Annotated in this window: 12 protein-coding genes; 3 read left to right on the top strand and 9 right to left on the bottom strand. The window is 63.0% G+C overall.

What is annotated here, in order from left to right:
* Positions 1-5 precede the first annotated feature (5 nt).
* The 7 genes from CH292_RS06885 to CH292_RS06855 all read right to left on the bottom strand — a co-directional run bounded on the left by CH292_RS06885 (position 6) and on the right by CH292_RS06855 (position 6,899).
* Positions 6-1,280, bottom strand: a complete 1,275-nt coding sequence (locus CH292_RS06885) for a hypothetical protein (RefSeq protein WP_020110815.1) — start codon at positions 1,278-1,280, stop codon at positions 6-8.
* On the bottom strand, positions 1,268-2,086 hold the full coding sequence (locus CH292_RS06880; RefSeq protein ID WP_094654391.1) for an alpha/beta fold hydrolase: 819 nt from the start codon (positions 2,084-2,086) through the stop codon (positions 1,268-1,270). Before CH292_RS06880 ends, CH292_RS06885 begins: the two co-directional genes overlap by 13 nt.
* Before the next feature lie 167 nt (positions 2,087-2,253).
* Positions 2,254-3,186 (bottom strand): sulfite exporter TauE/SafE family protein, encoded by a 933-nt coding sequence (locus CH292_RS06875; RefSeq protein ID WP_019663243.1) that lies wholly within the window; start codon positions 3,184-3,186, stop codon positions 2,254-2,256.
* A gap of 115 nt (positions 3,187-3,301) precedes the next feature.
* On the bottom strand, positions 3,302-3,748 hold the full coding sequence (locus CH292_RS06870) for an HIT family protein (protein WP_094654390.1): 447 nt from the start codon (positions 3,746-3,748) through the stop codon (positions 3,302-3,304).
* Between the two features lie 33 nt (positions 3,749-3,781).
* On the bottom strand, positions 3,782-5,095 hold the full coding sequence (locus CH292_RS06865) for a sugar ABC transporter substrate-binding protein (protein ID WP_019663241.1): 1,314 nt from the start codon (positions 5,093-5,095) through the stop codon (positions 3,782-3,784).
* 31 nt (positions 5,096-5,126) lie between these two features.
* Positions 5,127-6,008 carry a carbohydrate ABC transporter permease gene (locus tag CH292_RS06860; protein WP_094654389.1) on the bottom strand — a complete coding sequence of 294 codons (882 nt, stop codon included), beginning with the start codon at positions 6,006-6,008 and terminating at the stop codon, positions 5,127-5,129.
* The gene (locus CH292_RS06855; protein WP_094654388.1) at positions 6,009-6,899 is read right to left on the bottom strand and encodes a carbohydrate ABC transporter permease; all 891 of its coding nucleotides are present in this window, start codon (positions 6,897-6,899) and stop codon (positions 6,009-6,011) included. It lies immediately after the preceding gene.
* Between the two features lie 127 nt (positions 6,900-7,026).
* On the opposite strand from CH292_RS06855, the gene CH292_RS06850 reads away from it, so the two are divergent.
* From CH292_RS06850 to CH292_RS06840, 3 genes are all read left to right on the top strand, one after another.
* Entirely contained in the window at positions 7,027-7,497 is a 471-nt protein-coding gene (locus CH292_RS06850; RefSeq protein WP_230620905.1) for a GNAT family N-acetyltransferase, read from the top strand.
* Between the two features lie 115 nt (positions 7,498-7,612).
* Positions 7,613-9,316, top strand: coding sequence for an HNH endonuclease signature motif containing protein (locus CH292_RS06845; RefSeq protein ID WP_306437479.1), 1,704 nt, complete (start codon positions 7,613-7,615; stop codon positions 9,314-9,316).
* 65 nt (positions 9,317-9,381) lie between these two features.
* Positions 9,382-10,095, top strand: coding sequence for an aminoglycoside 3'-phosphotransferase (locus CH292_RS06840; RefSeq protein ID WP_094654386.1), 714 nt, complete (start codon positions 9,382-9,384; stop codon positions 10,093-10,095).
* Between the two features lie 227 nt (positions 10,096-10,322).
* Here the strand turns inward: CH292_RS06840 and CH292_RS06835 are convergent, their stop codons facing one another.
* Both CH292_RS06835 and CH292_RS06830 read right to left on the bottom strand, forming a co-directional pair.
* Positions 10,323-11,921 (bottom strand): ABC transporter substrate-binding protein, encoded by a 1,599-nt coding sequence (locus tag CH292_RS06835; protein ID WP_094654385.1) that lies wholly within the window; start codon positions 11,919-11,921, stop codon positions 10,323-10,325.
* A complete protein-coding gene (locus CH292_RS06830; protein ID WP_094654383.1) occupies positions 11,918-13,216 on the bottom strand; it encodes an NtaA/DmoA family FMN-dependent monooxygenase in 1,299 nt (432 codons plus the stop codon). Before CH292_RS06830 ends, CH292_RS06835 begins: the two co-directional genes overlap by 4 nt.
* Positions 13,217-13,349: the final 133 nt, after the last annotated feature.

Raw genomic sequence — 13,349 nt, 5'->3', positions numbered from 1 at the left:
CGTCCTCACCACCCGCGCCGGGCATGCTCGGCGTGGGTGTGAAGGTACGCCCCCGGGGCGAAGTGAGTGTCGTAGAAGTCCAGGTCGATGTTCTGGGCCTGCAGATACATCAGCACGTGGACGGTGGGTACGGTTCCCGGCAGTTTGCCGAATGCGTCGTAGATGTACGACGCCTCCGCGGTCACGAGTTCCTGCACTGCGTCCGCGGGCAGGGCGGCTGCACGGACCTTGGGCGTCTCCGACCATGCCCCGGGTGTGTCCGGGTGGAACGGCCCACCCGGCCCGTACTTGCGGTCGATGTACTTGGCGACACCGTCGGCGACGGTGTTCACATGCGGCGGAGTCAATGTCTCGAACACGCCGTCCAAGCCGGTTGCATTGGGGAACGGCCAGCTCGGGTCGTTGTCCGACCGGAAGCCCAGACCTGGAGCGCGCGGATCACCGGATCCGCCCAGCACGGACAGTCGGTCGAGTCCGTCGAACATCCACCCGCCGAGACCGAGTGCCTGCAGAACCAATACGCCGTTGTGGGTTGCCGTCGCAAGCTCCGCGCTTGCCTCGGTCAGGGTGTATTGCTCGACGAACGACAGCGGAACCGGATCGTCGAAGTGAGCCAGAGCCGAGAACTTGTCGATTCCCGGGATCGGCCGGTCGTGCACGTCGTCGAAGACGACGTACCCGTTGGCGGCGAAGAAGGACAGGTTGGCGATCAGGTGCTCGGAGAGGTCGGCAACGGGAAACGCGAGCAAGCTTCCCGGATGGTTGGCTATCCAGGTGTTGTGACCCTCCATGTAAGGCTCTTCGCGCGGGATTTCCAGTCGCGTGTCACCGAGCCGAACATACTGATCCGCAGTGTGATTCAGCCACTCCTCGAGATCGAACTCGCCGGGCGACGGTGGGGTGTCACGTGTCGGGAGCAGGTACGTTCCCGAATCGTCGGTGAAGAACAGCTGACTGGTGTGAAATCCGGCGGCCGACGGAAAGGCTCTTCCCACAGCACTCCCCGAGTAGTTGGGGAACTTCGGCGCGTACCCACCGTGGCGGGTGATGCCGTAGTGCCACCCGGTGACTCCGCCGACGACCGACAGCAGAAGAGCCCGTTCGACCTCGCTGATCGGCGTGACCGGGTGAGTGCTCTCGTACGCCAGCGGACCGTCGGGGATCTTCCCACCGAGAGGGAAACGGCGTGACCGTCGACCGGCTATCGCGTCGAGCAGCGGGAATGCGGCCGCATCGGCGAGGGCGGCCCGTTGCGCGTCGGTGATCGTCAGCCTCGCCACGACGTCTCCTCCTCGTAGACGACAAGTGATGCAGCATCGGCACGTTCGAGAACGAAATCGGCGACGACGGCAGCGGTTCGACGATGCCCGGTCTCGTTCAGCACGTCGTGCCTGGCGCCGGCGATCTCACGTAGTTCGAGTTCACGAACTCGTCCCGCCCAGGTCCGGACGTTCTCGATAGGCGACACCGTGTCCGCGTCGCCGTGCACTGCGAGCGTCGACACCCGCAGTGCGGCAAGGTCGGCGTCGAACCTGTCCCACGCCGTCCGTAGCTCGGCACCGAGCAGTCGACCCGAATCCGCACTGACGAATGCGAGCGGGTCGTTGATCAATGCGTCGAGGTAGAACGGGTCGGCCGACAGTTCACTCGGATCGAGATCGAATCGAGCGTTGTCGGGGTCCAACCACGGGATGGGTGCCAGCGTCGCACCGGAGATCACGGCGGCGACGTAGCGATCCGGCTCGTCGAGGACCGACAGCGTCGCGACGACCGAACCGAGCGAGTGCCCGATGACGACGGTAGGAACGTCGGGCACACCCACCCTGGCCAGCGAGGTGAGGGCGTCCGCGTCCGCTTGCAGGTCACGCAACGACCCGAAGTCCCCGCGGTCCCCCGACGACAGCCCGTGGCCGATCAGATCCAACGCCCACACGTCGATACCGTCGGCGCTGAGAGAATCCGCGAATCGGTGATAGAGACCGGAATGTTCCCCGTAACCGTGGAGGAACACTACGTTCGCGCGCGGAACCTCTGCGGCCCAGTGCCGGTAGTAGATCGGTCCCCGCGCCCCGTCGAAGAATGGCATCCTCGAAGTCCACCACCAGCACAGAACCTCGTCAATGGTTCGAATCGGGCAGGTTCGTAATTCCGGTGTGTCAGTGCGCGCCGAGGTGGTACTCGCCGTACGTGGTGAGGCCTGCGAAAATGGTCGATCCGAACCCGATCAGGGCTGATCTGGCGATCGAGGCCAGGTCAGACAGCGACTTCCTGCTCCGCATTGGTCTTCGCCTCCTCCGAGATCTTGTCCGCCGATTCGTTCTCGCGGTCCTGCAGGTACGCCTTCAGTGAGAACACGAAGCACCCCACCCAGGCCACGACGATGGTGACGTACGCAGTGGCCTGGACGGCGCCGCTGAGCTCGAACCAACCACTCCGGAACAGGCTCCGCGTGTTGGTGAGCACGATGATGCCGCCCACCGAAGCCCCCAGCAACCGAGGCGGAACGTGACGGACCAACCAGGCCGCGAGAGGAGCCGCGACGACGCCACCGGCAAGGATCGCCAGGACCCAGCTGATGTTGATTCCTTGCGAGCCGAGGCTGAACAGGAAGCCCAGGCTCGCGGCCAGCGCGATCACGAACTCACTCGTGTCGATCGAGCCGATGACCTTCCGCGGCTCGAGCCGTCCACTGGCGAGAATGGCCGGGGTTCCCACGGGGCCCCACCCGCCTCCGCCGGTGGCGTCGACGAAGCCCGCGAGCAACCCGAGCGGCGCCAGGAACCGCTTGCGCAGCGGCTTTCCGAGATTCCCCCGAGGAATCCCCTGGACGGTGAACCTGATGAGGATGTACAACCCGAGGCCCAGAAGGATCAAGGCCATGACGGGAGCTGCGGCTTCGGTGGACAGGTTGGACAGAACCGTCGCTCCGACGAACGCACCCACCGCACCGGGTAGGGCGATCCGCCGAACGACCTTCCAATCGACGTTGCCGAACTTCCAGTGCGACAGCCCGGAAATGAACGTGGTGCCGATCTCCGCCAAGTGCACGGTGGCCGACGCGGCCGCGGGATTGGTGCCGATGGCGAGCAGAAGCGTCGTCGTCGTGACGCCGTACGCCATGCCGAGTGCGCCGTCGACGAGTTGGGCCGCAAGCCCCACGATGCCGATAAGAATGATTGTTTTCACTGCGTGTGCTCCATGAGTCGAGTGAAGAATGGTCGGTGCGGGTCAGATCGACCCGCAACACCTCGGCGACAGTGCGTTCGGCATCCGCCCATGCAACCCATCGACGCGTTTTACGTCAAGGGTTGAAATCACCCAAATTCCAGCGAACTCGTTCGGCAAACGAAGCAGCAGTGGCGAAGTCGACTCTGTGCGATCCGGGCTCGTCCTTCACCGCGTGCCACGGCACTTCCTCGGGCACGCTCGGCCACCGAGGAACGACGTGAACATGCAGATGCGGCCAGGAATGACCGACCGAGAAAACGTAGACGCGCTGAGCCCCCGCGGCCGACAGTGCCCGGGAGAGGACACGAGTGATCCGACCGATGTCCTCCGCCTCGTTCTCGTCGAGTCCGCCGTGATCGTGGACGTGCCTCTTCGGTACCACCAGGTGATACCCGAGCAACACGTCACCGCTCAGTTGCTCGGGTAGATGAAATGCCACGGACATCGGAGTCTCGTACACCCCACCGGGCAGCGGGACTTTCCCCTCGACCTCGAGGCAGAGCAGACAGTCCGCGTTCATGCACCCTCCCGATGGTGTGCTGTGGGTAGACCATCAACCGGAGATCTGCTCGTTAGCGTTGTCCTGAGCTTCTTTCAGCGCCTCCTGGATGTCCCCCACGCGCCCGGAGAAGATTTCCTTGAACGCGGAATCGAGATCGGCCGATGCTGCCTGAGCCCCCGGTACCGGATCGTTCTTCAAGACCCCGTTTTGCACTCCCGCCGGGAACAACGTGGCGTCGACGCCTTTGCTTGCCCAGAAATCGAAGTACGACTGCTGAGCTCCGGTTACTGCCGGAATCAGAGCCCCGTTGGCGCCGAGAGGTTCACTGCCTTCCTCGCTCCCGATCCAGTCGAGAACCTTCTGCGTCGCCTCCGAATTCTCCGACGCCGAGTTGCCGGCAGCGATGATGCTGTTGGTCACCGGGATCCGACCGGAAGGTCCCGCCGGGATCGGGGTTATTCCCCACTCGAAGTCGGCGCCTTCGGAGATGTTGGCGAGGTTGTATGCGCCGGACTCGAACACTGCCAGTTTTCCCTGTAAGAACTGATCTCGCGAGAAGTCGAGATTGTCGTTCGTGTCCGCGGACGACGGTGCAACATGGTCGTCATTAATGAGGTCAACGGCATACTCGATTGCGTCGACGGACGCTGGATCGTCGGCGAATACGTACTTCCCGCTGTCCTGATAGAGCCCACCGTTCGACGCGATGAAGTTTCCGACGATCGCATCGAAATCCCAAGCAGCGTTGAAGCCGTACTGCGTGACCGCACCCGGGTCGAAACCGGGCTGGTCAGCAGTCCGCCCTGCTGAGTCGACTGTGAGCTTCTTCAACGCCTGCAGGAACGTGTCTGCCTGTTCGTTACTTGGATCCCAAGTGAGATCGGCCAGGTCGACCTCCGCGTCGGAAACAAGCTTCTTGTTGTAGTACAAAACCTTTCCACCGTCGATGAGCTGTGGAACACCCCACAGGGATCCGTCACGTGTGTACTTCTCGACGGCCGAAGGCTCCCAATCCGACACCGCGTCGGGTAACAACTCGGAAATGTTCACGAGATTGCCGTTGTCGGCGTAGCTCGCGTAGTTGGGCGCGTTGACCCAGAAGATGTCGTCGCCGCCTCCTCCGGAGAGATCGGCACGAAGTTTGTCCCAGTAATTCGCCCAGGGAACCTGATTGATCTGAACCGTGATGTCCGGGTTCTGTGCGGTGAACTCTGCGAAGGACTGCTCGTACGCAGCAGCGACCGCGTCGTCGCTCCAGATACGGAAAGTCACCGTGTTGTCGTCCCCGCCGTCTCCTGTGCCGCTGCACGCAGCCAGGCCGAGGGTGAGGCCGACCGTAACCAGCGTGCTGATGCTTCTTTTCATGGACGTCTCTTTCGGTGTCGAGGAATCTGTTTCAGTTGAAGCCCTTGATGGTCAAGGAGGACACGATGGTCTTGTGAAACGCGACGAACAATGCGAGCAGAGGGACGATCGCGATCGTCGTCGCCGCCATGACGATCGTCCAGTTACCGTTGAACTGCGTCTGCAGATTGGCCGTCGCCACGGTGATGACCTGCCACCGACCTCCACTGGTGATGATCAGCGGCCACAGAAAGCTGTTCCAATGCGTCACCGCGGTGATGACTGCCAGCGTCGATACAACTGGCTTGCTCAGTGGCACCACCACATGCCACAGAATCCTGAGGTGTCCGGCGCCATCCAGTCGCGCCGCGCTGATCAGATCCGTCGGGAGACTCAGGAAGTGCTGCCGTAGAAGAAATATCGCGTAGGGAGATCCGAAGACGAACGGAAGCACCAGAGCCCAGAACGTATTTCGGAGGCCGGATTCACTGAGCAGCAGGTACAGCGGAATCATTGTCACAACGCCCGGAACCATCAGCGTCGACAAGTAGGCCCAGAAGAGGAAGTCACGTCCAGGAAACTCCAGGCGTGCGAAGGCGTAAGCAGCAAACACGGAGAACACCGTCTGCCCGACGACGATCACCAGGCTCACGACGGCCGTGACCAGGATCGATCTACCGAATCCGTAGTTCCCCTGGATCAAGCCCACGTAGGAGTCCGCGGTGAGAGGCGAGGGGAAGGAAGTCGCGGGTTCCGCTGCGAACTGTTTGCTCGATTTCAGAGACGTCATCGTGCTGAGAAGAAACGGCCCGAGAACCAGCAGCGACGACACCACCAGCACCGTGTACGTGATGACGTCCAGCACCAGGGTTCGTCGGCGCGGACGGATTTCCTGATCCGCACCAACGCCTGTCTTCTCGAGAGTGGCAACCATTCAGGCGACCTCGTAGGTGGTGCGGGACCTGAAGTACCGCTGCTGGAGGAGGGTGAAGACCACGAGAATCACGAAGAGTACGAGCGCCATCACCGCTGCGCGCCCGAACTGAAACGATTGAAAGGCCTCGTAATAGATTCGCCCGGTCACCACGTCACCGGCGCGCTCCGGCCCACCATTCGGAGCGAGCGCGTACGCGGTGTCGAATACCTGAAAGGAACTGATCAGACCGGTGACCAGAACGAAGAACATCGTCGGACGCAGGAGCGGGAGGCTGATGTATCGGAAACGATGCCACCGCCCCGCGCCGTCGATTCTGCTGGCATCGACAACGTCACTGGGTATTGCACGGAGGCCGGCTGCGAAGAACAGCGACACGTATCCGATGTTGGTCCATACGCTGACCACCACGATCGCCGGAAGAACCAACGAGGGTGTTGCGAGCCATTCGATACGTTGTCCGACAATTACATTGAGCAATCCGTCGGTCGGCGCGAAAATCCACTTCCACACAACGCCGAGCGCGAGAGGTGCGGCCACCCAAGGCAGCAACAGCACCACCCGGAACACAGCAGATCCCGGTACGCGCCGTTCGAGGAACATGCCGAGTCCGAGACCCAACACGGTCTGCAGAGGCAGCGCGGCGGCCACGAAGAGTGTCGTGACGATCAGTGAATGCAGAAGACGGCCGTCCGTCAGCACAGCTCGGAAGTTGTCCAATCCGATGAACTCGGCCGGACCTATGAGATCCCACTTCTGAAAGCTCAGCCATACGACTGTCACGATGGGCACCGCAAGAAAGACCGAGATGCCGATCAGACTGGGTAGAAGAAATGCGTACCCGGACAGAATCTCTCGACGACGACGCGTCGACCGAACTACCCCAGGCAACGTGATTCCCCCGTCGAGTCGCGAACGTATGACTGCTGAAGGCTACCGGCGTGTCCGCCGAGCCGGAATCGATGGAATCAGCGAGAAATCATCGGTTGACAATCGAACCGCGATCTACAGTGACACCATGACTCCAGTAGTACGACGGCCGGGTCGAGACGAGGCCGAGGCGATCGCTCGGATGCATACCGAGGCCTGGCGCACTACCTACGGAGGATCGGTTCCGGACACCTATCTCGACGAGGGTTCGATCACACGGCGAACTCAGCACTGGCGGACAGTACTCGACCCGAACCAACAAGGCCAGAATGTTGCTGTTGCAGTGGTGGATTCCAACATCATCGGGATTGCACACTGCGGCCTCGAGGACGGCCGACGAAAACTGTTTGCACTCTACGTTCTGGAAGCGTTCCACGGCACCGGCGTTGGGCAACTGCTGCTCGACACTGTCCTGACCGACGAACCGACCGAACTCTGGGTCGCCCAGACGAACCGACGTGCCATGAAGTTCTATCGACGCAACGGCTTCGAGCCCGACGGTTCAGCCCAGGACCTCCTTGGGATCGACGGTTACGTCACTATCCGAATGGTGCGCTGATCACCACAGTGTCGGTGGCGTGTGGTAGCGACACAACCATCGAAAACCGTTGCACAGCAACAACAAGACTGTTGCCAGATCACGAGCGGAGCGGTATATTCGAACATACGTTCCCATGAACCGGGGGGTTCACCATATGCCACGCACCGCACCACGCAGCACATTCGCCCGATGCGCAGGACCACAACCACAACCCGCCATCGATCCCGTACTACTGACCCAACTCGCCGACGCAGCACGCGAGGAAAACCGAGCCTGCGCCCGCAAAATCGCACTCGCCGCGCAAATCTGGGAATCCTGCGTGAACCAGACCGTCCAGATCGGCGACTTCATCACCGATGCCGGAAACTACGCCGCCTCGGAGACCGCCGCCACCCTCGGCTGCTCCAAAACCGTCGCAGACACCCTTGCCGAAGTCGGCATGGACCTACGTCTGCGCCTACCCGCCGTCGCCGCCGCATTCGCCGACGGCGACATCGATTTCGCACGCATCCGCGCCATCTACCGCACCACCGCCAGCCTCAGCGCAGACGCCGCCCACCGCATCGAAACCGAAACCCTCACCGCAGCCCGACGCCTCTCCCCCGGCCCCCTCGCCACCGAAATAAACGCCATCATCACTCGAACCGCACCCGACGAAGCCGCAACCAACCGTAAAGACGTCACCGACAAACTCACCTCACTGCGCTACCGAGACAAAGGCGTCATCGCCACCCTGGAAGCCAACCTCCCCGCAGCCCAAGCCGCCGATTGCTGGCAACTGATCGCCGAAACGGCCGCCACCCTCTGCCCCCGCGACCCACGCACTCGCAGCCAACGCCTCGCCGCAGCATTCGTCGCACTCATCCACCGCGACACCCACCTCACCTGCACCTGCACACCCGACGCCGACAAATCCTGCACCGCCAACCCTCAACTTCCCGACCGCCGTACCCCACTGACCAGTATCACCATCGACATCGACACACTCCTCGGACTCCACGACCTCCCCGCCTACCTCGCAGGCCACGGCATCATCGACCCCGAATACGCCCGAGAACTGGCCGCCAACAGCCACTTCAACGTCATCCTCACCGACGCCACCAACCTCGCCGACCACACAGGCATCACCACTGCCCCGGCACAACCGCGACCGACGCACATCAGTTTCAACCCACTCGGCCGCGGACGACGTCGCAGCGGACTCACACTCCCCACCCCTCCCACTCTTCCGAACACAGCGACCGGACGTTCCACCGAAAACTACAGCGGTACCTATCAACTCATCGATGCACTCGAAACCGCCATCGAAACCAACCCCGGACTCGCCGTCGCTCTCTACCCCGACGGCCACGGCGGACTCACCACCCCACCACCCGGCGCACTGACCTACCGACCCGGCGCCTCGCTCGCAGACCTCGTCCGACACCGCGACCGCACCTGCCGCCACCCCGGATGCGACGTCCCCGCAGCCGGCTGCGAGATCGACCACGTCATCGCCTTCGACCACCACAACCCCACCCGCGGCGGCTGGACCATCCTCACCAACCTCCACTGCCTCTGCAGGTACCACCACTCCCTCAAAACCATGGGCGCCTGGAGACCCACCATGCTCGCCGGTGCCGTCGAATACTGGAAGTCGAGTTCCGGCACCACAGCAGTCACCCTCCCCGGAAACACCACCGGCCGAACCGACCTGGCCCCGAGCTCACTCCTACCCCACATACCGAAGAAACGACGACAACCCCACCACCGCACCGACAAACCCGAATCCGATCTCGACGACACCACTGCTCCGCCGACCTACGCAGAGGACACCGATGACCCCGCACCGTTCTGACAGGCGCAGCACAGTCGTCGAGAAAGAGACCGGTGCCGAGTACTGCGCTGTGGTGGAATGGCGGGGTGACCCGTCCGGATTCCTCGGTGTCGATTCCGCCTGTGGTGCGGCGCCACGCAGGCAGCTCCGAGATAGAGCCGGTCTGGCTGAACGAGTTGGGTGGACTGACCTTCCGCGCCGGACAGGTGTTCGTGAAATGGTGTCCGCTGGACGTGCAGATCGACCTTGCTGTCGAGGCCGACAAGTTGCGCTGGGTTTCGGCCTACACTCGGGTTCCGGAGGTTGTCGACGCCGGTTCCGACTCCGACGCGCAGTGGCTGGTAACCGTAGCGCTACCGGGGACAAATGCGGTCGACGATGCCTGGACGGCGAATCCCACCGTCGCTGCCCGCTCCATCGGCATCGGTCTACGCGCGTTTCACGACGCAGTGCCTCGCGCCACGTGCCCCTACGACTGGTCGATCGAATCCCGAGTCGAGTCCGCCGAAAAGCTGGGGTCGAATCCGTCCGTCGGTACAGCACCTCCAATAGACCCGGTGGTGTGTCACGGCGACGCGTGCGCTCCGAACACGCTGCTGGACAACGACGGCAACTGGTTCGCCCACGTCGACCTGGGTTCTCTGGGCGTCGCCGACCGATGGGCTGATCTGGCGCCTGCAATCATGAGCACGGAGTGGAACTACGGCCGTCGGTTCACGTCCGAAGTTCTCGACGGCTACGGCATCGAACTGGACCGCCGGAAACTCGACTTCTACTGCCGACTCTGGGACGAGACCTGAACGTGGAACCCCCAGAGAACGAGGGCCCCGATCAGACTGGTCGAGACTCAGCCGTGAACGGACAGATCCACCGCAGCCCGGGCACAGCCGACTCCGCATGCGGTGTGACTGTCGAACCATCGCAGGTCGAACAAGCGCCTCAGCCATGACATGTACAGCAACCTAGACCCATCGACACCGCAGCGGGACCCTTCGAATCAGCCTGATTCTTAACCTGCCCGCCGGAACTATCCGACCCAGGTGTCGAAGAACTGCAATCTGGCGGATGCTTCGAATTCCAGATCATGTACGCGTGGCCCTGCACCGATGGCCTGGGAGAGCTCGATGGTCGGGATCAACAGCCCGTTGCTCGACACCAGTTGCTGCGCGTCGGCGAGGATTTCCTTTCGCTCGGCGGGATCGGTCGTGCTCAACTGCCGCGCCAGCACATCGTCCAGTTCTGGGATGGGGCCGCGACGGTTGTTGTTGCGACCGTCGAGTGCATACGAGGTGCGCAGGATGTCGCCGTCGGCTCGAGTGCTGTTTCCGTAGGTGGAGTCGAAGTCACCGCTCGCCTGCCGCGCCAGAGCTTCCGGCGTCGAGACCAGGTCGAGGACGAGCTCGACGCCCACGTCCGCGAGTTGCTGCTGCACCAGCTCCAGAATGGCCTGGTTACCGGCGAACACCGCGCTGAACGTGACGGAGAACGACAGCCGTCGGCCGTCCTTCTCTCTGATTCCGTCGGCGCCCGGGACCCATCCGGCGGCGTCGAGGATGTCGCGTGAACGATCAGGGTCGTAGGTGACGTCGTCGAGCTTCACGTACTGCGGGGTCTTGCTCGCAAGCGTCCCGGTGGCAGGCAGGAAGTCCGGCCCGAGCACCGTGTCCACCAGTTCCTGACGGTTCAGGGCCGGGATCAACGCACGGCGTACCTCGACGTCGCCGAGAACGGGACGAGTGATGTTGGGTGTGAAGCCGAACGGAGTGCCGGGATTGGATGTCGTGAGCACACGGCCACCCGACGCCTCGATCTGCGGCGCATCCTGCGGCAGCGCGTCGCTGATGGCGTCGAGCTGGTCCGAAGCCAGGCTGCCGGTCCGCACCCCGGACTCGGGCACGATCGTGAACTCGATCGCGTCGAGGTATGCCTCCCCGTCGTGGGAGAACACGCCCGAACCCCAGGCGTAGCCGGAGCGCTTCTTCAGCGTGATCGCCTTGTCCTGCTGATAGGACTCGTAGACGAACGGGCCACTGCCGATGTTGTCGCCGAGGCACCGTTCCTCGGCAGGCTTGTCCGTGGTCGCCTTGGCCAGCAGTCCGAGCTGAGGTGTCGACGTGGCCTGCAGGAACTGCGCGTTCGGGGCGTCGAACTGCACTCGGGCCGTCAACGGATCCACGACGGTGGTGCCCGCGTAACCGGAGAGGTAACTGGCACCGAGCTGCGCTTTGGGGGCGCCGAGAACGTTCACGACCGAATCGAAGGTGGCTTTGACCGCTTCCGCGTCGACAGGAGTTCCGTCGCTGAACGTGACGCCGTCCTTCAGAACGAAGGTGAACTGCGTTGCGTCACTGCTGACTTCCCAACTCTCGGCCAACCATGGCGTGATCTCACCGGTCTCGGGGTCCTGGTCGGTCAGGGAATCGACGACCTGACGGGACACGTAGATGGTCTGGTTGGTGCCACCCTGCGCGGGATCCGAGCACGTCGGGGCCTGCGAAAGCGCGTACCGGAGCGTGCCACCGGCTTGCGGCTCCCCGTACTGCGACGTCGATTCCGCCGATCCGCCGCATGCGGCGACGAGCGTCGTCGCCGACACCGCGAGCACAACCGAAGCCGACCGTTTCATGCTTCCCCCTGGAATCGAGCGAGTGGAGGGAGTTCGAGATTCTCCCTGAATGTTTCTCCGCGATAATCGTTTCCGACGATTCTGCGGCGCCGAAGCTCCGGCAGCAATCCGTTCTCGACGAAATCGCGTGTGCGTGGATCACCGAGACCGCCGAGACTGATCACGTCGAGGACCCCGGCGTCGTACCGTTGCGCGATCGCGTCGGCCAGCTGCTCGGGTGTCCCGGACTCGGCCCAATGTCCGGTGTCCTTCGAGGCGATGATCAACTCGCGCAGCGTCTTTCCCTCCGCGGCGAGCTTGCCGAATATCTCCACTCGTCCACGACGGCGGTTGACTGTCTTCGGGTCGGGCAGCAACTCCACCGGGATCGGCTTGTCCAACGACAGCTCCGACAGGTCGATTCCGCCTCCGAGCATGTCCTCCAACCGTGCGCGTCCGGCGACGAAGTCCAGAGTGCCGATCGACTCCTCGACCCGCTGTCGGGCCTCGGCTTCCGTCGCACCGTACGTTGCGTGGAACGAACTGAAGATCAACGGAAGTTCGTCACCGCGCCCCAACTCGGCAGCGCGGGCTCGGATGGTCTTGGTGTAAGTGATGGCATCCTCGAGGGTCGCCAGCGACGTGAACACGACTTCGGCGAAACGCGCTCCGAGTTCGATTCCTCCGGCAGACTGTCCGGCCTGAAATTGAACGGGCCTGCCCTGAGGAAGCGACGGAATGTTCAGCGGCCCTTGGACGGTGTAGTACGTGCCGCGATACTCGATGGGTCGCACCAACGACGCATCCAACACCGCGCCGTCGGAACCCGGCACCAGCGCGCCCGGCTTCCAGCTGTCGAAGAGTGCGTTCACCACTTCGAGCGACTCGGTGGCACGTGCGTACCGTTCTTCGGGACTCGGCAGGTCCTGATCTCCGTAGTTCTCCTCCCCCAGCGAGGACGTCACCGCGTTCCAGGCGGCCCGTCCGTTGCTGACGTGATCCAGCGTCCCGAACAGTCGCGCCAGGTTGTACGGGTGATGGAACGTCGTGGTCACGGTCGCGATCAACCCGATGTCCGTGGTCACACCCGCCAGCGCCGCAAGGTAGATCAGTGGCTCCTGGGCCCCGATCGCCCCCTGTGCACCGAAACTCAACAGGTCCGCGGCGAACAACGCGTCGATCTTGTTGTTCTCGGCGATTTTCGCGATCTCGATCGACGACGCGAGGGTGGACCGCGTCGGGTCGACCGCGGCGTCGTACACGTCGAGGCCGCCGCTGACCCCGGTGACCGTCTTGAGTGTTCGACGTCTGCTCATCGGGTAAACACCATGGACATCTGCACCTCACCAACGAACGAGAACGAACAGGAAAGCCGCCGTGGACACAGCACACGCGGCAGAGCAACACACAAGTTTAAGGAGCTCCGACGGCCCTGAACAGAAATAGAAT

Source organism: Rhodococcus sp. 14-2470-1a (assembly GCF_002259425.1).
GTDB classification, from domain to species: domain Bacteria; phylum Actinomycetota; class Actinomycetes; order Mycobacteriales; family Mycobacteriaceae; genus Rhodococcoides; species Rhodococcoides fascians_E.
Note: the sequence above shows the minus strand (reverse complement) of the source record. Positions and strands in the feature narration are given on the sequence as shown.

Coding starts and splice junctions, on each gene's coding strand:
- CH292_RS06835 (WP_094654385.1), bottom strand. CDS start 11,921: ATGAAACGGTCGGCTTCGGTTGTGCTCGCGGTGTCGGCGACGACGCTC.
- CH292_RS06830 (WP_094654383.1), bottom strand. CDS start 13,216: ATGAGCAGACGTCGAACACTCAAGACGGTCACCGGGGTCAGCGGCGGC.
- CH292_RS06850 (WP_230620905.1), top strand. CDS start 7,027: ATGACTCCAGTAGTACGACGGCCGGGTCGAGACGAGGCCGAGGCGATC.
- CH292_RS06870 (WP_094654390.1), bottom strand. CDS start 3,748: ATGAACGCGGACTGTCTGCTCTGCCTCGAGGTCGAGGGGAAAGTCCCG.
- CH292_RS06860 (WP_094654389.1), bottom strand. CDS start 6,008: ATGGTTGCCACTCTCGAGAAGACAGGCGTTGGTGCGGATCAGGAAATC.
- CH292_RS06845 (WP_306437479.1), top strand. CDS start 7,613: ATGAACCGGGGGGTTCACCATATGCCACGCACCGCACCACGCAGCACA.
- CH292_RS06880 (WP_094654391.1), bottom strand. CDS start 2,086: ATGCCATTCTTCGACGGGGCGCGGGGACCGATCTACTACCGGCACTGG.
- CH292_RS06865 (WP_019663241.1), bottom strand. CDS start 5,095: ATGAAAAGAAGCATCAGCACGCTGGTTACGGTCGGCCTCACCCTCGGC.